Origin of the sequence: Pseudoalteromonas sp. G4, from assembly GCF_028875915.1 — a bacterium.
Taxonomy (GTDB): domain Bacteria; phylum Pseudomonadota; class Gammaproteobacteria; order Enterobacterales; family Alteromonadaceae; genus Pseudoalteromonas.
On sequence record NZ_JAPEHW010000076.1, the window covers coordinates 1 to 18,855 of the forward strand.

The 18,855-nt window shown below is 39.4% G+C and carries 19 protein-coding genes; 9 read left to right on the plus strand and 10 right to left on the minus strand.

All coding sequences use genetic code 11. The features are described 5' to 3' along the window. Positions 1-172: 172 nt before the first annotated feature. From ON073_RS16895 to ON073_RS16910, 4 genes are all read left to right on the plus strand, one after another. Positions 173-550 carry a hypothetical protein gene (locus ON073_RS16895; protein WP_274763057.1) on the plus strand — a complete coding sequence of 126 codons (378 nt, stop codon included), beginning with the start codon at positions 173-175 and terminating at the stop codon, positions 548-550. Positions 551-916: 366 nt separating this feature from the next. Further along, positions 917-2,731, plus strand: a complete 1,815-nt coding sequence (locus ON073_RS16900) for an assimilatory sulfite reductase (NADPH) flavoprotein subunit (RefSeq protein ID WP_274763058.1) — start codon at positions 917-919, stop codon at positions 2,729-2,731. A gap of 52 nt (positions 2,732-2,783) precedes the next feature. Continuing rightward, a complete protein-coding gene (gene cysI / locus ON073_RS16905) occupies positions 2,784-4,502 on the plus strand; it encodes an assimilatory sulfite reductase (NADPH) hemoprotein subunit (protein WP_274763059.1) in 1,719 nt (572 codons plus the stop codon). Positions 4,503-4,543: 41 nt separating this feature from the next. Continuing rightward, positions 4,544-5,284 (plus strand): phosphoadenylyl-sulfate reductase, encoded by a 741-nt coding sequence (locus ON073_RS16910; protein WP_274763060.1) that lies wholly within the window; start codon positions 4,544-4,546, stop codon positions 5,282-5,284. Here ON073_RS16910 and ON073_RS16915 read toward each other — a convergent pair. From ON073_RS16915 to ON073_RS16925, 3 genes are all read right to left on the minus strand, one after another. Further along, on the minus strand, positions 5,281-6,048 hold the full coding sequence (locus ON073_RS16915) for a transporter substrate-binding domain-containing protein (RefSeq protein WP_274763061.1): 768 nt from the start codon (positions 6,046-6,048) through the stop codon (positions 5,281-5,283). The genes ON073_RS16910 and ON073_RS16915 overlap by 4 nt on opposite strands. Positions 6,049-6,118: 70 nt before the next feature. Next, the gene (locus tag ON073_RS16920) at positions 6,119-6,352 is read right to left on the minus strand and encodes a hypothetical protein (RefSeq protein WP_274763062.1); all 234 of its coding nucleotides are present in this window, start codon (positions 6,350-6,352) and stop codon (positions 6,119-6,121) included. An 81-nt stretch (positions 6,353-6,433) separates the two neighbouring features. Next, positions 6,434-6,871 carry a PaaI family thioesterase gene (locus ON073_RS16925; protein WP_274763063.1) on the minus strand — a complete coding sequence of 146 codons (438 nt, stop codon included), beginning with the start codon at positions 6,869-6,871 and terminating at the stop codon, positions 6,434-6,436. A 131-nt stretch (positions 6,872-7,002) separates the two neighbouring features. On the opposite strand from ON073_RS16925, the gene ON073_RS16930 reads away from it, so the two are divergent. Further along, positions 7,003-7,773, plus strand: a complete 771-nt coding sequence (locus tag ON073_RS16930; protein ID WP_274763064.1) for a hypothetical protein — start codon at positions 7,003-7,005, stop codon at positions 7,771-7,773. Between the two features lie 38 nt (positions 7,774-7,811). Here ON073_RS16930 and ON073_RS16935 read toward each other — a convergent pair whose 3' ends face one another. Next, a complete protein-coding gene (locus ON073_RS16935; protein WP_274763065.1) occupies positions 7,812-8,042 on the minus strand; it encodes a hypothetical protein in 231 nt (76 codons plus the stop codon). A gap of 162 nt (positions 8,043-8,204) precedes the next feature. Between ON073_RS16935 and msrA the strand changes: the two genes are divergently transcribed. Next, complete coding sequence (msrA, locus tag ON073_RS16940) at positions 8,205-9,449, plus strand: peptide-methionine (S)-S-oxide reductase MsrA (RefSeq protein ID WP_274763066.1); 1,245 nt, start codon at positions 8,205-8,207, stop codon at positions 9,447-9,449. An 8-nt stretch (positions 9,450-9,457) separates the two neighbouring features. Here the strand turns inward: msrA and ON073_RS16945 are convergent, their stop codons facing one another. After that, entirely contained in the window at positions 9,458-10,147 is a 690-nt protein-coding gene (locus ON073_RS16945; protein ID WP_274763067.1) for a DNA-3-methyladenine glycosylase I, read from the minus strand. A 233-nt stretch (positions 10,148-10,380) separates the two neighbouring features. Here ON073_RS16945 and ON073_RS16950 point away from each other — a divergent pair, with 233 nt between their 5' ends. Next, on the plus strand, positions 10,381-10,848 hold the full coding sequence (locus ON073_RS16950) for a GNAT family N-acetyltransferase (RefSeq protein WP_274763068.1): 468 nt from the start codon (positions 10,381-10,383) through the stop codon (positions 10,846-10,848). On the opposite strand, the gene ON073_RS16955 is transcribed toward ON073_RS16950, so the two are convergent. Further along, positions 10,831-11,661, minus strand: a complete 831-nt coding sequence (locus tag ON073_RS16955) for a LysR family transcriptional regulator (RefSeq protein WP_274763069.1) — start codon at positions 11,659-11,661, stop codon at positions 10,831-10,833. The two genes, ON073_RS16950 and ON073_RS16955, sit on opposite strands and share 18 nt — an antisense overlap. A gap of 112 nt (positions 11,662-11,773) precedes the next feature. Between ON073_RS16955 and ON073_RS16960 the strand changes: the two genes are divergently transcribed. Then, positions 11,774-12,427: a glutathione S-transferase family protein gene (locus ON073_RS16960; protein WP_274763070.1), complete on the plus strand. Its 654-nt coding sequence runs from the start codon at positions 11,774-11,776 to the stop codon at positions 12,425-12,427. A 34-nt stretch (positions 12,428-12,461) separates the two neighbouring features. Here the strand turns inward: ON073_RS16960 and ON073_RS16965 are convergent, their stop codons facing one another. From ON073_RS16965 to ON073_RS16975, 3 genes are all read right to left on the minus strand, one after another. Next, positions 12,462-14,609, minus strand: a complete 2,148-nt coding sequence (locus ON073_RS16965) for a S9 family peptidase (RefSeq protein ID WP_274763071.1) — start codon at positions 14,607-14,609, stop codon at positions 12,462-12,464. An 82-nt stretch (positions 14,610-14,691) separates the two neighbouring features. Next, positions 14,692-15,138, minus strand: a complete 447-nt coding sequence (locus ON073_RS16970; RefSeq protein ID WP_274763072.1) for a 3-phosphoshikimate 1-carboxyvinyltransferase — start codon at positions 15,136-15,138, stop codon at positions 14,692-14,694. A gap of 6 nt (positions 15,139-15,144) precedes the next feature. Next, a complete protein-coding gene (locus ON073_RS16975; protein ID WP_274763073.1) occupies positions 15,145-15,573 on the minus strand; it encodes an Lrp/AsnC family transcriptional regulator in 429 nt (142 codons plus the stop codon). 156 nt (positions 15,574-15,729) lie between these two features. Between ON073_RS16975 and yjeH the strand changes: the two genes are divergently transcribed. Next, positions 15,730-16,983 carry an L-methionine/branched-chain amino acid transporter gene (gene yjeH / locus ON073_RS16980; RefSeq protein ID WP_274763074.1) on the plus strand — a complete coding sequence of 418 codons (1,254 nt, stop codon included), beginning with the start codon at positions 15,730-15,732 and terminating at the stop codon, positions 16,981-16,983. Here yjeH and ON073_RS16985 read toward each other — a convergent pair. Then, positions 16,980-18,479, minus strand: coding sequence for a hypothetical protein (locus ON073_RS16985; RefSeq protein WP_274763075.1), 1,500 nt, complete (start codon positions 18,477-18,479; stop codon positions 16,980-16,982). The genes yjeH and ON073_RS16985 overlap by 4 nt on opposite strands. Positions 18,480-18,855: the final 376 nt, after the last annotated feature.

Genomic DNA, 18,855 nt, shown 5'->3' on the forward strand with positions numbered 1-18,855 from the left:
TATACTATGTTATCGCTCATTTATGTAAAATAACTACACTACAATCGCTCTGCCTCGTCTAAATGCCAAACAAACTGCTGCAGAAATAGACAGCAAAGGTCAACACGCTCTAGAGATATAAGCCAATCTAATGTAAAGTGAGCGACTACGCAATTTCAGAGAATAAACATCAATGTCAGATATTCAGTTTCTTAATGTCGACCTAGAAATCGAGTCAAAGCAAGATATTGCCCAGCTAGTATCCGATTTATCAAAGTCAGCTGTAGTACTTCATTACGACAAAGACGATACTCGACAATTAGCACGCATTGAAGCCAGCATTGATGTTACAACACCTGACAAAATGATTAATCATTTATGTGAATTGGTTGAATCATGTTCTCGCAATGCACTTAAACAATGGTTAGGGTGTACAAAGCGTACATTTGATATTGGTTTTCAAAGTGGCAAAAATCCTAAGTGCTTTAACCAAGCTTTACATGCCGATACATTATTACGTATTTCAGCGCTCGGTGCTGGTATGGAAATTACGCTTTATCCAACCGAGTAAGCGACCAAAGATCTAACTTAGCGTTAGTCTGTAATTTATGATGACTTGCTAAAAGCAACGCTTTTGCTGTTAGCAAGTTGTTACTTTTGAGCTGACATCCCTACCATTTTATTTATTAATTCCCCCTCAACTAAGATCGTTGATTAATCTTCACACAGCAAAAAAACAATATATCCTTGTTACAACAAGCGGTTAAACACTTTAACTTTATTAAAAATTATAAATAACACGTCATACATTCCTTTTTGGAATATAAAAGCACTTTCTATTATTTTTTTCTTCGCCTAGAGCTCGCTATATTTCACCATCAGAGAAGCACCTAAGGTGCAAAGAAATATAGCTACCGGTTGTCGAGGAATAAAGAGCATGTTGTTAAGTCAACTATCGGCGCAAGCAAGTCCGCTTACGCCAGAGCAAGTACAGAAGTTACAAGCGCTTACTGCTGAACTGAACCCAATTCAACAAGCTTGGGTGAGTGGTTACTTAGCAGCAAATGCCAATACAGCAGCATTATCAGGTCAGGTTGCGGGCGCAGCACCACAAGCAGGCGAAGCTGCGGCATTAACCATTCTTTATGGTTCACAAACAGGTAATGCAAAAGGCGTCGCTAACCAACTTAAAGCAGCAGCTGAAGCGAAAGGCCTAGCGGTTAAGCTTGTAAATATGGCTGACTATAAGCCAGCTCAACTTAAGAAAGAAAAGTTTATTGCTGTTGCTGTTTCTACTTATGGTGAGGGTGAGCCGCCAGAAGACGCTGAAAACTTACATGCGTTCTTAGCATCGAAAAAAGCACCTAAACTTGATGGCGTTAAAGTAGCGGTTATCGGCCTAGGTGATTCAAGCTATGAATTCTTCTGCCAAACGGCGATCGATTTTGAAGAGCGCTTTAAAGCACTCGGCGCAGAAACGGTTGTTGCTCGCGCTGATTTAGACGTTGATTATGAAGATCACGCTGCAGCTTGGATCGGTGGTGCGGTTGAAGCATTCGAACCTGAGCTAAAAGCACAGTCGCAAGGTTCAGCACAGGTTATTCCAATGGCCGGATTCGGTGCAGCACCAGCACAAAGCCAATACACTAAGCAAAACCCATTTGCGGCTGAGCTAAGTGTGGTACAAAAGATCACAGGTCGCGATTCAACTAAAGACGTACGCCACATTGAGATTTCATTAGAAGGCTCTGATATCACGTATCTTCCAGGTGACTCTCTAGGTGTTTATTTCTTAAATGACGAAGCGCTGGTTGATGAAACGTTAGCACTATTAAACATTGATGGCGCAACTGAAATCACGTTAGGTGATGAAACCTTATCAATTCGCACAGCGTTAATTGAAAAACTAGAGCTTACTCAGTCTTACCCAGGTTTTGTTGAAAAGTACGCTCAAGCAACCAACAACGCTGAGCTATTAAAGCTAGTTGAAGATAAAGCAGCAATGCGCGAGTACATCGAAGCACGTCAAATCTTCGATATTATCAAGCAAAACCCAAGTGATATCAGCGCGCAAGACTTAGCAAACAGCTTACGTAAGCTACAAGCACGTTTATATTCAATTGCTTCAAGCCAAGCTGAAGTTGAAGAAGAAGTACATTTAACCGTTGGTTTAGTTGAGTTTGATGCCTTTGGTGAAAAACACTTTGGCGGTTGTTCGGGCTACCTAGCTCACCGCGCTGAAGAAGGCGTTAAAGTTAAAGTATTTAGCGAGCATAACGACAACTTCCGTTTACCAAGTGATGATAACACACCTGTGATCATGGTAGGCCCTGGTACAGGTATTGCGCCTTTCCGCGCATTCTTACAAGAGCGTTATGCACGTGAAGCGGAAGGTGAAAACTGGTTATTCTTCGGTAACCCACACTTCACCCAAGATTTCTTATACCAAGTTGAAATCCAAGGTTATGTGAAGTCTGGCCTACTAAACAAAGTAGACCTTGCGTTTAGCCGCGACCAAGCAGAAAAAGTTTACGTGCAAGACCGTCTTCGCGAGAAAGGCGAAGAAGTATTTGCATGGTTAGAAAAAGGTGCACATTTCTATATTTGTGGTGACGCAAACCGCATGGCGAAAGACGTTCACCAAGCACTTATCGACATTATTAAAGCCCATGGTGGCAAAGATGACGAGCAAGCTGAAAGCTATCTTAAAGAGCTTCGCAGCAACAACCGTTATCAAAAAGACGTGTACTAACAGTTTGTTAGTACACCACACTGACCGTCACAGTAGAATTTTAGGATAAGCCATGAGCACAGATTACAAACCTAACAGCAAGCTAGACCCAAATGCTAAGTTTGCTGATAACGAAAGACTAAAAACGCAAAGTAACTTTTTACGCGGCACCATTGAAGCGGATTTAAAAGACCAACTTACAGGTGGTTTTACAGCGGATAACTTCCAGCTAATTCGTTTCCACGGTATGTACCAGCAAGACGACCGTGATATTCGTCCAGAGCGTACTAAGCAAAAACTAGAGCCTATGCACAACGTGATGCTTCGTGCGCGTATGCCAGGCGGTATTATTACGCCTAAGCAGTGGTTAGCGATTGATGAATTTGCTGGCGATAAAACCATTTACGGCAGTATTCGTTTAACAACGCGTCAAACATTCCAGTTCCACGGTGTGTTAAAGCCGGGCATTAAAGAAATGCACCAAATGCTTAACAGCGTTGGCATTGACTCAATTGCAACGGCAGGTGACGTTAACCGTAACGTACTATGTACTACTAACCCTGTTGAGTCTGAGTTGCACCAAGAAGCTTACGAGTGGGCAGCGAAGATTTCTGAGCACTTATTACCACACACTAAAGCGTATGCTGAGATTTGGTTAAACGGTGAAAAGACTGAAACAACAGAAGAGCCAATTTTAGGTTCAACTTACTTACCACGTAAGTTCAAAACGACGGTGACGATTCCACCAAACAACGAAGTAGACGTTCACGCCAATGACCTTAACTTTGTTGCCATTGCTGATAACGGCAAACTTGTTGGTTTTAACGTGCTTGTTGGTGGTGGTCTGGCGATGACGCACGGTGATGTAAACACTTACCCGCGTAAAGCCGATGATTTAGGTTTTATCCCGCTTGAGCACACGCTAAAAATTGCTGAGCACGTCGTATCTGTACAGCGTGACTGGGGTAACCGTGTTAACCGTAAGAACGCGAAAACTAAGTACACATTAGATACTTTCGGTACGGATGCATTTAAAGCTGAAGTAGAAAACCGTGCTGGCGTTAAATTTGAAGAAAGCCGCCCATATGAGTTTACACATCGTGGCGACCGTATCGGTTGGGTAGAAGGCATTGATGGTAAACACCACTTAACCGTGTTTATTCAAAATGGTCGTATTTTAGATTTCCCAGATAAAGCACTTAAAACGGGCTGTCGTAAAATTGCAGAAATTCACCAAGGTGATTTCCGCATGACTGCAAACCAAAACCTGATCATTGCCGGTATACCTGCTGATCAAAAAGACATTATTGAGAAAATCGCTCGTGAGCACGGCTTAATTGACGACTCATACACAGAGCAACGCATTAACTCAATGGCATGTGTAGCATTACCGACGTGTCCACTAGCTATGGCTGAAGCTGAGCGTTACCTGCCAGAGCTTATTGAGAAAACAGAAGCGATTTTAGCGAAGCACGAAATTCCGAATGACGACATCATTATGCGTGTTGTAGGTTGCCCGAATGGTTGTGGTCGCGCCATGTTGGCTGAGATTGGTTTTGTAGGTAAAGGCCCAGGTAAATACAACGTTTACCTAGGTGGTAACCGTGAAGGTACGCGCGTACCTAAGCTTTACCTAGAAAATGTGGGTGAAGATGTTTACCTACCAGCATTAGATGAATTAATTGGCCAGTGGGCCAAGGAGCGCAACGAAGGTGAATGTTTTGGTGACTTCGCTATCCGTAAGGAAATCGTTGCCGAAGTGAAAGTTTCTAAAACAGACTTCCACGCTTAATATTTTAAGGGCGGTTAGCCGCCCTAATTTGGAATTTATGCATGAGTGAATTTAAGCAAATATTAACGCTAGATAAAGACGTTCAAAATGCCATGCTTGCCGATGCAAATGGCTTGTTAGCACAGCTTTCTGCTGAAGAACGTGTTTTGTGGGCGTTAGAAAATTTACCAAGCACACACTTTTTATCATCCAGCTTTGGCATTCAAGCGGCTGTAATGTTACACCTAGTTACATCACAAAAAGCGGATATTCCAGTAGTTTTAACGGATACAGGTTATCTCTTTCCTGAAACTTATCAATTTATTGATGAGCTTACAGAGCGATTGAAACTAAATCTGAAAGTGTATAAATCAGAACTGAGCCCTGCATGGCAAGAAGCTAAGTTTGGTAAATTATGGGAACAAGGCGAGCAAGGTATTAAACAATACAATACCTTAAATAAAGTTGAACCTATGACACGCGCATTAAAAGAGTTGGATGCTGGTACTTGGTTTAGCGGTTTGCGTCGCCAACAATCATCAACTCGTGCCGACAAGCAAGTGCTTGAAATTAGCCGCGGTACGGTGAAGGTTTATCCAATTATTGATTGGCATAGCCGTGATGTGTATCAGTACTTAACGAAACATGATTTACCATACCACCCGCTATGGGAGCAAGGTTATGTGTCTATGGGTGATGTGCATACCACACGTAAACTAGAGCCCGGAATGACTGAAGAAGAAACCCGTTTCTTTGGTTTAAATCGTGAATGTGGTTTACACACAGACGGTGGCGGCATTTAAGATCGCTTCGCCAAAAAATGATGTGACACCTTAGGTAAATTATTTTTTGCCAGCCATGCTTGGGTGAGTTGTTCTAACTCACCACTCGCATGCATACTTTCAATTACCCTATCAAATTCATCCCGTAACTGTTTATCTTTGAAAATAATTTTAGATCCAGAGTTATGTAATACATCTAAGGATGTAAACTCATCAAGCAAGCCCAATGGTTTAATATAACGATAAAATTTGAGCCAATCAGCAATCAGGATATCCACTTTATTTGCCTGTAGCATTTTATTGATAGCCAGTTGATCGCCACTTTCAAAGTATCGGGTGTTTACATTATTTATCAGTAAATTGTAATTTGCGCCAAAGTTTAAACTTGCACCAGAAAAACTCGCGATTCGAGCGCCTTCTAATTCAAGTATTTGAGTGGCTGCTGCCCACCTGCTCGAACGCCTTAATATTGCGCGGTTATAAAAAAAGAGTCGATACTCAGAGATATAACCTTCACCTAAAAACTCACCTGTCCAATTGATTGCTATGTCTACTCGTCCTTTGTAGTAATAGCGTTTTATCGCCTCATTTGAAACATTTACAAAGGTAGGATTAATCAACATTTTGCTTAGAGCAGACGTAATCAAGAGCTCGTACAAACCTTGTTTATTAGTTTGAATATCGGCTTTGAAATAAGGCACAAAATTACCTGCTGCAACTTTTACATCGCTTGCAGCAACTGAACTACTTAGTAAAAAGCACACTAGGCTTATAAGTCGAATCACACTATTCATAAATACAAGAAGAACTAACTTACTAATAAGTATGGCTGAAAATTATGAAAACGACATTTCGCTACTTTTGTTTTTGTCTTTGCTCTGCAGTCACCCAAATAAATGTAAGGTACATTTTTGTAGGTAGTGAAAGAATAATGCCAAACGCATAACAGCTACCGCCAATCATCATGCCTGTTACTCCCATACTTTGTTCAATATGAGCAACATTAATTAAGTAGTAGCCTAAGCCAATAAGGCACAGGCCAAGCACGATAACAATTTTAAGCAGCGTAATTAGTTTTTTTTCACTCATTGGCATATACCTCTAGCTAAGATATATGCCAGCACAATTAAAAATACTAGCGCTATTAACAGTGAACTAGATATAGATCAATTATCGGCGCTCAACCACCGCTGCTGTCATTCTTGAAATACAGGTAAGCTCTCCCGCTTGGTTGGTAATCTTAACTTCCCAAACCGAAGTGCGTTTGCCTAAATGAATTGCTCTTGCAGTGGCATACACCATCCCCTTACGTGCCGCTTTAATATGGTTTGCATTGATCTCTTGCCCGACACAATAGAATTTATTGGTATCGACCACAAAATTAGCAGCATAACTTGCCACTGTCTCGGCTAGTACGACATTAGCACCACCATGAAGCATACCTATTGGATTGTGATGGTCTGGTGTTACAGGCATACTTGCAACTAGATAATCATCACCAATTTCACATATTTCGATGCCAAGGGTTTTCATTAAACTGCCTTTGCCGTTAAGGCCTTCATCTAACTTGTCGCACAATGCTTTATCAATTGCTTTAAACCAGATCATATTGTTACTTCTTAATGCTTTAAATTTTTTAGAGTCTCTATTTACAATATCTCACAATTTTAAACAGTTACACACTTATCGAGAGGAAGTTATTTCTTTATGCTGCTGGCAAAAAGAACTCAACTACGATTATGAAAAAACTACTGTCAATTGCGTTATTGATTACCTCCAATACTCTCTTAGCTAACAACACGATTCAACACCAAATCGACTTCGGAATATCCGACCTCTATGATTTTGATAATCACTTCGTAGGTGCAGCTTACACTTATGCATTTGATGACCTCGCAAGTGCCAGTGGCCCCCATAACCTAAAATCATATCTAAACCGTATTAACAGCCTAACTACGCGTGCGCTGGTATTAGATGATTTCTATGATGTTGATGTCGGCTACACACATTATTTTGATAATGCATTGGTATTTCGAGGAGGTGCAGAATACGCTCTTGATAACGAATACGACAATCATTACCTAAGACTGAGCGGTGAGCTTGGCAATAATATTACTGACAATCTGCAACTGGGTGTAGGTGCAACTTACTTATACCGTAATGAAACCGATTATTTCGGTAATGAGGATTCTAGTAACAATTGGCGCCTAACGCCTTATGTTCGCTATACAAAAATAACCCAAGGGCAAGGTTGGGATTTTGTGTTTAAGCAAATTTCAGGAAAAGAAAACTACTATCAAGGGCGTGCTGATTATTACTTCAGTGATAATTGGTTTATTGGAATTCAAGCGCTTGCACAAACAAATGACTTTGATAACAACAACGTTGAAGTGCAAACTCAGTATTGGTTTAACCCACACTTTTCATTTAGTTTTGGCTTAGGAGCTGACCTTGGTGATGATGATTCAGGACTTGATTCAGTCACTTTATTGCTTACTTCGCGCTTCTAAAAAAAGCGCATGATTGTTCATGCGCATTCAGAGTAATACTAGTTATTTGCAAAACGATCGTATTGTTTCGGCAACGTGTGTTGTTTTTCTTTTGCACTAATATACACAGTGTTTTCAACTGCTTCCCAAGAACCTGTTACTGGGTTTATTTCCCAACTTGTGCGCGTCTCAAGCTCAGCAATCGGTGTATAAGTCACATCCATTGTTGTGTTGCATCCAACTAACGATAATGCTGAAGCAGCTACTGCAATTGAAATTAGTTTTTTCATAAATCCTCCCGCTTTCATTGCCGACAAGCATATTGTCATTCTGCTTTATATAAGTCTTTTATTGATAAGCGGTTTATTTAGATGTTTAGCGGTAATGAATTTTAATTCAGCGATCTCAGGTCTTATTTATTACGTAGTAAATAACTTTAACAAGGCAGCAATATGAACTACTTAATTTGTGTCAGCTTGTTTTTATTAAGCTTTACCAATTTGACCCATGCCGCAAAAGCGCAGACCAATCATGTGAACTCAATTGTATTGGGGTCGGGTTGTTTTTGGGGTGCAGAAAAACGCTATGAAGCGCTAGACGGGGTAATTGACGCTGTAAGTGGATATGCTGATGGCAGCGGCTTTAAGGCAAGCTACCGAAATATCATCAAAAAGAGTAATAAATATAATCCTAACAACTATGCCGAAGTCGTAAAGGTGACTTTCAATCGTAATCAAATAAGCCTTGAAAAAATACTACAACACTTTTACGAACACCATGACCCTACTCAGGTCAACCGCCAAGGTAACGATGTCGGCACACAATATCGCTCAACGATTTTATATAATTCAGAACAACAAAAAACGCTCGCAATGGCGGTTACTAAACAATTCCAATCTCTACTTAGTCAGGCTGGTTTCGGCAAAATAGCCACCAGCATTAAGCCACTTGATACCTTTTATGCGGCAGAAGAATATCACCAAGATTACCTAGCCAAAAATCCAAATGGCTACTGCCCTGATTTGCGAACTGGTGTGACGTTTAACCAACAAACTATCGCTAAGCTTGATAACAGTGCGCTGTTAGAAGGTAAACAAATTTTGGTCATTGATGCCCCATTCTGCCCATACTGTGAGAAATTTAATGCTGAAACAGCAAAAGGATATTCTGGCTCAATTCCACTTACGTTTAGAACCGCCGATCAACTTCATGATCTTAAAATTAAAACGCCAACCTGGGCAACCCCCACCATTATTTTGTTAGAGCAAGGCAAAGAAGTTTTTGCACGCCAAGGTTATGTATCTCGTGATGAGTTTTACAAGATAGTGGGAGCATTTAAACTGGGTAAAGGTGAAGCATTTAATGTTGCGTTTAACAAAGGCACTGACAACCGTTTTTGCAAACAGTATGAAATTTTTAAAGATACGCCAGATGGTATGTTTATCGACAAACTCAGTGGCGCAGCCTTATTTGATACACGAGATCGTTTCAATTCTGGCAGTGGCTGGCTTTCGTTTACCAAACCAGTCAAAGGTGCAGTCTACGAAAAACCTGACAATAGTTTTGGTATGAAACGCACTGAAATTCGTGCGGTTGAATCTGATATTCATTTGGGCCATGTGTTTGATGATGGCCCAAATGGTCAGTTGCGCTATTGCATTAATGCAACGGTATTAGAGTTTGTGCCGCGCAGTTGACTTAATAGCTAACCTATACCGACTACATTGTCGCCACAGCTAAATGAAACTATTTGGCTAAGCTCTTGGTAGCTTAAACCACTTTGCTGTTGCAGTTCATTAAAAAAACTCTGAATTGCAACCAGCGATTTTTTCGTTTGTAAGCCACCATCAATAATTTTATGGCTGCGCAAATAGCTTTCACAATCTCGCGATAGCAAAAAAGTATCTTTACCGAGTACACGCAGCGCATAAGGCCCTGTGTTTCCACCTAAGCGTGCACCATGTTTTTTAAGATATTGCCAAAGGCCAACAATATCGCTGCTTGGCCAATCCGCTATAAACTGGCTAAAACTACCATGTTGGCTTGCGATTTCATGGATCATATAGGCATTGGCTTGCACTGTTTGTACTTTTTTATAATTACGTACAATGCGCTCATCACTGGCGGCTTTTTCTTGCTGTTCTGGCGACATCATAAGTAATGCCTCAACATCAAAGCGCCAAAAAACCTCTTCAAAACCTGGCCATTTTTTCTCAATTACAGACCAATAAAAGCCACTTTGAAATATTTTTTTTGTGAACTCGGATAACCAAGCTGAATCCGGCAGTTTAGCTAATTGTTTAATACTGAGCGGCTTTGATAGCAGCATTTCAAGGCGTGTTTCGCCACCTTTTCGATCTACTGCACGCATATATATATCGTTAAATTTTTCCATAACTCACTAGCTATCATAAATTTTATTAAGCTTAACCCCTCTGTAAATTAAGAAGCAAGAGCGACGCCAAAGAAATGAGCATCGCTTGCACCAAAAAAGTGCAACAATGACGATTATCAAATTCTGCAATCTATTCAAATTTTAATTTTTTAATAGATTCAATAGGTTAAATAATGTAATAATTTGGCACGTTAGATGAATAGCGAGGTTGGATTATTTATAGAAGACCTTTTATGCACATTAAAATTGATGATTTATCCAGCCCAAATGTTATTGCGCTTTTACAAGAACATTTAGATGACATGTATGCCACTTCACCTGCCGAAAGCGTTCATGCGCTTGACCTTAACGCACTTAAACAAAACGATATAACATTTTTTAGTGCATGGCGTGGCGATAGCTTATTAGGCTGTATTGCAATAAAGCATCACAACACTACATACGCAGAAATAAAATCAATGCGCACAGCAAAACAGGCTCGTGGCCAAGGTGTTGCGTCAAGATTACTGCAACATGTGATTGAGCTTGCCATGGCAAAGCACTATCAAGTGTTATCACTTGAAACAGGCACGCAAGACTATTTTCAAGCTGCCCGCAACCTTTATACTAAATTTGGTTTTAAAGAATGTGGCCCTTTTGCAGACTACCAAGCGGATCCCAACAGCACATTTATGACGCTACCACTAAAAGCAGTTGCCTAACTGATTGAGTTGTTGTTGCGATATAAAACTATTGGCGTGTGCATTACAAATAAGCACAATGCTGATTTGTGGTAAATCCGGCAATTGCTCGTTGCAAAGCTCAACTAAATCACCTTTACTTAGGCTTGCCATTGCACCAATTGCAAGCCCTTCTTTTACTATGCTATGCATTGCAGCGACACTACCGCTCATCGCAATCAATTTAAATTGCCGCGCTTGTTTGTGCAACCCTTCTATTGCAGCATGATGAAACCGACAATCTTGTTGAAATGTCACCAAAGGCAAGGGGGTTTGCTTTGCTAACTGAGTATCACCATTGCATACCCATACACCGCGATCTTTGGCAATAAGTAAACCTTCTTCACTATCGAAAGAGCGCGTTACTATGCCAACATCGAGTTCACCACTATCAAGCTGCTGACGAATAACATTACTCGGTAGGCAGCGAATTTGTAAGTCTAAGTCCGGCCATAAACTATGCATATTGCGAACTACTTTAGGCAATATTGTATTAGCATAATCATCAGGGCAGCCTAGTCGAATACGCAGCTTAGTATTATGCGATTTAATTGCATTGAGGGTGCTATCGTAATGAGTTATAAGTTGCTTCGCGTATCCAACAAGTTGATGCCCTTCTTTAGATAACATTAGGTTGCGGCCACTTTTTTCAAACAAGGTTTTTCCTAAATCTTGTTCTAATTTTTTCATCTGCATACTCACAGCTGACTGGGTGCGATTAACCTGTTTTGCAGCGCGGGTAATACTGCCCGTTTCTACAAATGCCAGTAAACTTTTAAGTGCATCAATTTCCATAACACATCAATTAATCTGATAGATAGTATAAGAATTATGCGCTATTCAGATGTTAAATAACACTATACATTTGGCGTTATACCGAAAAATAAACACTAGAGCATAAAACACTATGGATTTATATATTGCCAATAAAAACTACTCCACATGGTCTTTAAGAGCTTGGATTTTATTAAAAAAGTTCAACTTGGATTTTAATGAACACAACTTAAAATTAGAGACTGATGACTTCACTAAAACCCTTAGCAATATTGCGCCAATTGCCAAAGTTCCAGTCTTAATTGATAACAACATTACAGTATGGGATTCCCTGGCGATATGCGAATACATCAATGAAACTTATTTATCGAACCAAGGTTGGCCAAGTGATCCCTCGCACCGCGTAAAAGCCCGCGCATTGGCCGCTGAAATGCATTCAGGGTTTAATTCACTACGTAATCAATTACCCATGAATATTCGTGCTAAACGCAAAGTAGCGCTCACACAACAAAGCCTTGCTGATATTGCACGCATTGAGCAAATATTTAGTGAACAACATGCACAATTTGAACAACAAGGTGGCTGGTTATTTGGTGAGTGGGGTATTGTTGATGCCATGTATGCACCTGTAGCACTGCGTTTCAAAACCTATGGTATTACTCTTAACGCATCTGCAAGTGCCTATATGAATAAGGTATTGAGTTGTGAAGTACTTGCCGAGTGGATTACTGATGCATTAAAGGAAACAGAGATTGTTGCCATGGACGAAGCTGGAGAAGAACTTTAGCAAAATAAAAGGGGCTAAAAGCCCCTTATTGATACTACTTATTAAGTAGATCTAAGAAGAAGGCATATTCAAGCGCAGTGTCGTTGATGCGCTTGAAACGGCCTGATGAACCGCCATGTCCTGCTTCCATATCTGTTTTGAATAACAACAGATTATTATCTGTTTTATATTCACGCAGCTTTGCTACCCATTTCATTGGTTCAAAGTATTGAACCTGTGAATCATGTAGACCAGTTGTAACCAATAAGTTTGGATAGGCTTGACGCTTAACTTGATCATAAGGAGAGTAACTTAGCATATAGTCATAATACACTTTGTCATTTGGATTTCCCCACTCATCATACTCATTTGTTGTTAGCGGAATCGATTCATCTAACATCGTAGTTACCACATCTACAAACGGTACATGTGCAGCTACTCCTCGGTATAACTCAGGTGCTTGGTTGATTACTGCACCCATTAATAAACCGCCAGCACTACCACCTACCGCAAATACTTTATCTTTTGCGCCATAGCCTTGTGCTACAAGCGATTTAGTTACATCAACAAAGTCATTAAAGGTATTTTTCTTAGTTAACTTTTTACCATCGTCATACCAAGGGCGGCCTAACATTTCAGAACCTCGAATATGCGCAATAGCATAAACAAAACCACGATCAAGTAAGCTTAAACGTGATGATGAAAATATCGGATCAAACGTTGCACCATACGAGCCATAACCATATTGGTAAAGTGGATTCGTGCCATCTTTTTTGAACTTATCTTTACGGTAAACCAATGAAACAGGTACTTTTTTACCATCACGCGCCGTAACCATAATACGCTCAGAGACATAATTATCAGTATTAAAGTCACCAAGTACTTTTTGCTCTTTCAATACAGTTTTATCACCACTTTCTAATGAAAACTCAAGAACACTAATCGGTGTGGTCATACTTGCATAATAAAGTCGAACTTTTGGGTTATCTAGTTCATGATTACCAGACAAACTTGAAGCAAATGCCACATCTTTAAACTTCAGCTCAGTTTCATTTCCAGAATTTAATTCACGAACTATGTAACGTATCAATCCATTTTCACGCTCTTGATAAACTAAGTGATTATTGAACAGCTCAATATCTTCAAGTTTAACGTTATCGCGTGCTGGAATAACTTCCTGCCACTTTGTTTTATCACCAATATTTGCTGCATCTACTTTCATCAAACGAAAGTTCACCGCGTTTAAATTGGTTTTTATATAGAAGTCATTATTAAGCTTAGCAATACTGTACTCATGTTTTGCTTCACGTGGGATAAAACGTGTTGGTGTTGCTTTTACATCATTAGCGTTAAGTATTGAAACGCCGCTCGCTTCGGTACTTGAGTGGTGGATATATACTAACTGACCATCTTTGCTTTTGCTGATGTAAGTGTAATAAGCCTTATTTTTTTCTTCGTAGACTAATTCGTCCTGGCTTTGTTCTGTACCAAGTACATGGCGATACACTTGGTAACCAAGTAAAGTTTGAGGGTCTTTTTTAATGTAATAGAAGAACTGATTATTGTTACCCCAAACCACATCACCTTCGGTGTCTTTGATTTCGTCTTTTAAATATTCACCCGTTTCAAGATTTTTAATTCGGATGGTATAAATACGGCGACTGACTGTATCTTCGCCATAAGCTAACAATTTGCTATCTGGGCTTGCAGATAGGCCTGACACACTAAAATATTCGTGATTTTTTGCTAACTCATTTACATCGAGAAGCACTTCTTTATTCGTACCAGCTAAATCTTTTGCACGTGTGTAAATGCGGTATTCATTATCTCCACTTACTTCACTACCGTAGAAATAATCGCCTTTCTTTACTGGGACCGATTGGTCATCTTTTACAATACGCCCTTTGATTTCATCAAATAACTGAGATTGGAGGCTTTCCGTATGCTTTAATTGCTGCTCTGTGTAACTATTTTCAGCTTCTAAATGCGCAAGAATTTCAGGATCTTGACGCTTATCGTCACGCATCCAATAATAGTTATCAACACGGGTGTGACCGTGTTGCGTCATCTCAAATGGTACTTTTTTTGCGATCGGTGCAACTAAGTTCTCTTCCTTAGAAGAAGCTGTATTATCAGCAGATGAGCATGCTGCAAGTACAGATGCAGCCACTAAACCCAATGCGAGAGATTTGATTTTTTTCATTGTTTATCCTTTTCCTGTTACCTAATTATGCTATATCAGCAATTTATAGATAACTATCCCTTTACGTAACCAAATGTTAACACTAGGACATTATATTTCCCTTAAACCAACTCCAAATCCCCAGAGAAAAATTTGGGAAAAGGTCGATACCCAATGCTGATTTTACGAGGTATAAAACTAGCAATCCCAACATCGAACAAAAAACGAGAAAACTACTCATCAAGATAGATTGAATAAGTAGACCTTTTCTCTTTTCAGACCTTGAAAGCTCACGACGGTTTCGACCTGCGACAAATACATAATAATATCGATATGAAAAGAAAGAGATGGTGCTACGAAAATCAATTTTATGTTTGCCCCAGCTTCTCGCACCTAGAGCGATACGTAAATTTGCAAGCTGTTCTTCGGTAAAACTATGTTGTACTGATTCTGGCATTCTACTTAGCAAACTTGCTATTGTTGGGTCTTCTCTAAGCGTTTTTCTCACTTGGGTATTTTCTTTTTCCAAATCGTGATCTAATTGATGCATCGTGCACTACCCTAAATTGTTAATCCATTCACTCATAACGACATGCGTTTTAATTTTTACAATGTCTGGTTCAGCGTCTAAATACTCTCTGATTTCATGTAAGCGTTGCATTGAATCCGTTTGCACAAACACTAATAAGTCCATGTCTCCCGTAATGCCATGGCAAGTGAGTACCTCAGGAATGACTTGAAATACCTTTACGATGTTTGAACAACGCGCACACTGATGCTGTATTTCAAAATATGCAGACACCCCTACTTTTTGCGATTCGCTAAGTAGTACCTGATAACCACGGATTTGTCCGTTTCTTTCTAACTTTTTAATCCGCTCTGTAACTGCAGAACGCGACAAGTTAACTGCATCAGCGATAGCTGAAACACTTTGCCTAGCATTAATCTTTAGCTGGGCAATAATCGCCTGATCAAATTTGTCCATTTGCATACTTATTACTCATAACAATCAAAAATTTTGCTATAAACGCTAAAACCGTCATTTTAACGGTATATCTATCGAATTGCCTAGTAACAACATCAGTTTGTATTTAAGAACATTCTTATACTGTTGCAATCAATCCCCTCTCACATAATCACTATGAACTTAAATAATAATGGTATAGGACGCTGGCAAGGTGCTGGCATGATGGCGACAACATTACTCGGAACAGGCGTATTTATTCTGCCGCAATTGACCGTCGAAATGTCGGGTAGCAACGCAGTATTCGCTTGGCTATTATTAACTATTGGACTGCTGCCTATGACCTACATCTTTGGCAAACTCTCATCCATTCACCCCCATTCACGAGGACCTGCTTATTTTGTGGAAAAAGCGTTTGGCGAAACAGCAGGACGCGTGATTGGCTTAATGTTTTTATTGGTAGTACCGATAGGTACACCTGCAGCTGTCATTATGACATTTCAATTTGTACAGGGCATGATTGCCATCGATGGGTTTCACTTATTGATTGCAGAATTAAGTGCGTTAGCAGGTTTATATTTGTTAAACCGAAAAGGCATTCATGTTTCGGCAAAATTACAATTTTTACTTACTTTATTAATCGTCGCCATCGTTATGGTGTTATTTGCATCTAGCACAGGCCAACCTAACCGAATTAATCCAACTTTTGAAAGCTTTGATAACAATGCTGTTTTCCAAGCCGCAGGCTTAGCTTTCTGGAGCTTTTTAGGTGTAGAAGCTATGTCTCATCTAGCGAATGAATTTAAACGCCCCAATAAAGACGTGATACCTGCCATGATCATTGGCAGTGTGCTTGTTGGCATTATTTATATTGCCTCAACACTGTTAGTATTAAATCACCCCAATGATGCCAAACTCGCGATTGTTGGCGTTTTTGATACGTACTTTAGTAGCGGGAGTTATATTATTGGCATATTGGGTGTTGCAGGTGGTCTTGCAACAATCAATGTCTACACAGCAAGCTTAGCCAAACTGGTTGCCAGTTTTGCCGAGCAAGGTGTATTGCCTCGTGTGCTAGCACAATCAAATCAACAAAACGTGCCACAAAGGGCACTATCAACAGTATTAAGCATTATGGCCTTAGTGCTGGTGATAACCCATTTTACAGGACAAGATTTAGAAGATTTAATTAATTGGGTAAATGGTGTTTTTGCTGTGATCTACCTAGCAACAATGGCGTCAGCATGGGTACTTTTAACCAGTAAACATCGACTTTCTATTATGCTTGGGTTTTTAGCTTGTTTTGGATTGGTATTTGGTATTGGTCCACATATGTTTTATGCCATTTTATTAATTGCCATTTTATTGCCTATTGTAAAATGGCAAAAAAGAAAGCTAGTACTTAAACAGCAACTTAATAAGCTAGCTTAAAGCATAGATAAATTACTGTGTTTCACGGTGCCATCTTTTTTCCAAAAAACTAAAGCTGGCACTTGAACCTCCCATACTTCATTTGCATTCCAAACATACGGTGGTTGATATCGCTGAGTAAATACCACTTCATCTATTCCTGAATTTTCTCGCGTTGATTCAAAGTAAATGTTAGTACTGCGAACAACCAGCACTTCTGTTTGACTAAGCGATTGAATATGGTTACGTGTGATTTGCTTGACGTAAGGTTCTTCTGGATTTTTCGGAAATAAAGAACAAACAATACCTTTTTCAATTTGTTCCGTTTCATGCGAAATAAAGTAAATACCACTACCAAGAGGAAAGCGCCCCACCATTCTTAAAAACAGTGCACAAAAATTAGCATTGTACTCGCCATGCTTCATGCCTTCTTTAAGAATGTCGTAGGCACGATACATATTACGATAATCATACTCTTCTTTGGTTGATAACATAAATGACGCATAAACCATTGGAATACGCATTAAATCGCGTAATTCAGGTCCTTGATTATCAAAATCAAGCAACTGAGTCATAAACTCAAGTTTTGCATTCTCAATTGCGAAGAATTCATCACGCTCTTCTTTTTTATCAAAACGCCTTTGCGGCAACCCTACACCTTGGCGCAGATAAAGATACGAATTACGCTTGATACCAGACAGCAACTTATTGCGCTGGTCAACATCTAATAAACGAAAACGATTGCCTTGATATATAGCTTCAGCATGTGGAGCATATGAGCCAATATGTCGAAGTAAAGTCGCTTTAACAATTGGTTTCAAAACCTCTTCACGATAAGCCATTTTCTGCTCTTTAGTAAAAGGCTTATAATCATGGCGCTGCATTAAACTTACTTTGTCATCACCAATAATGTCGATTAATGCTTGTTTTAAGTAAGGTGATTTAAACTCATTAAATAATCGTGTTTCTTCAAACAAGGCGACAGTTAAAGCAGTTATATAAATCGGCTTATTTTTTTCATTGCGGATGCAGCGAACAGTTTCATTAGGTAAAGGAGTTGATAACACCATAGTACCTAAGAACTGGCTAAATATTTTCGGACCATCAAGTAGATCAAGGATATTATCAATTAACTTTTCTAACGCAATATAACGCTCGCCCCGCGCTTTTAAACGTTCAGCAGCAATCTGCTTAATTCGATATTCACCTTCATCAATTTTTTGATGTAATTTCTCAAGGTAGCGTTGTGCCGAACGCTGGCCTTTAATGATCGGTAACTTGCCTTTCTCTTTTTTGTAATTTTCTACAATATCAATATGCTCTTGATAGGCTGCATTTTTCTTATTGATCTGTGCCAACTCAGTTTCATATTCATAATTCTTTTCAAAAAATAACGAAGCTTCTTCCAGCATCTTACGATAATCGAATTGGAATTCTGATATTTTCTTTGAGATTGCGCTCGCCATATTTGGGATAGCAGACAATCTATCTGTTTGATACTGAATAAAGCGTTTCATATTCTTATTATTTAATTCTAAACAATACTTACGTGAGTGCTAACAAAGTAAAAGATACTCTATATCGGCACAAAAAAGACAATTATTACAACAAAGGCAGAAAATGTTAATCAGCGAAAAGCCTGAGTAAACAACCTACAAACAATCCAATACTACTATATTACGTTAAGAAGACATAAGAAAAACCGATCTTTCCCATCGACTATATCCAGCAAAGATGTATATAAAACTGTTCAACTAATTAAATACAATAAAAGCTCTCAAAACCTTTCAATATGTGAACACAAACCATCACCTCAAACGATATGCACTAGAACAAGCAGAAATAGCTTAGGATTCAGGATTCAGGATTCAGCATTCAGCATTCAGCATTCAG

Coding starts and splice junctions, on each gene's coding strand:
- ON073_RS16895 (WP_274763057.1), top strand. CDS start 173: ATGTCAGATATTCAGTTTCTTAATGTCGACCTAGAAATCGAGTCAAAG.
- ON073_RS16900 (WP_274763058.1), top strand. CDS start 917: ATGTTGTTAAGTCAACTATCGGCGCAAGCAAGTCCGCTTACGCCAGAG.
- cysI (WP_274763059.1), top strand. CDS start 2,784: ATGAGCACAGATTACAAACCTAACAGCAAGCTAGACCCAAATGCTAAG.
- ON073_RS16910 (WP_274763060.1), top strand. CDS start 4,544: ATGAGTGAATTTAAGCAAATATTAACGCTAGATAAAGACGTTCAAAAT.
- ON073_RS16920 (WP_274763062.1), bottom strand. CDS start 6,352: ATGAGTGAAAAAAAACTAATTACGCTGCTTAAAATTGTTATCGTGCTT.
- ON073_RS16925 (WP_274763063.1), bottom strand. CDS start 6,871: ATGATCTGGTTTAAAGCAATTGATAAAGCATTGTGCGACAAGTTAGAT.
- ON073_RS16930 (WP_274763064.1), top strand. CDS start 7,003: ATGAAAAAACTACTGTCAATTGCGTTATTGATTACCTCCAATACTCTC.
- ON073_RS16935 (WP_274763065.1), bottom strand. CDS start 8,042: ATGAAAAAACTAATTTCAATTGCAGTAGCTGCTTCAGCATTATCGTTA.
- msrA (WP_274763066.1), top strand. CDS start 8,205: ATGAACTACTTAATTTGTGTCAGCTTGTTTTTATTAAGCTTTACCAAT.
- ON073_RS16945 (WP_274763067.1), bottom strand. CDS start 10,147: ATGGAAAAATTTAACGATATATATATGCGTGCAGTAGATCGAAAAGGT.
- ON073_RS16950 (WP_274763068.1), top strand. CDS start 10,381: ATGCACATTAAAATTGATGATTTATCCAGCCCAAATGTTATTGCGCTT.
- ON073_RS16955 (WP_274763069.1), bottom strand. CDS start 11,661: ATGGAAATTGATGCACTTAAAAGTTTACTGGCATTTGTAGAAACGGGC.
- ON073_RS16960 (WP_274763070.1), top strand. CDS start 11,774: ATGGATTTATATATTGCCAATAAAAACTACTCCACATGGTCTTTAAGA.
- ON073_RS16965 (WP_274763071.1), bottom strand. CDS start 14,609: ATGAAAAAAATCAAATCTCTCGCATTGGGTTTAGTGGCTGCATCTGTA.
- ON073_RS16970 (WP_274763072.1), bottom strand. CDS start 15,138: ATGCATCAATTAGATCACGATTTGGAAAAAGAAAATACCCAAGTGAGA.
- ON073_RS16975 (WP_274763073.1), bottom strand. CDS start 15,573: ATGGACAAATTTGATCAGGCGATTATTGCCCAGCTAAAGATTAATGCT.
- yjeH (WP_274763074.1), top strand. CDS start 15,730: ATGAACTTAAATAATAATGGTATAGGACGCTGGCAAGGTGCTGGCATG.
- ON073_RS16985 (WP_274763075.1), bottom strand. CDS start 18,479: ATGAAACGCTTTATTCAGTATCAAACAGATAGATTGTCTGCTATCCCA.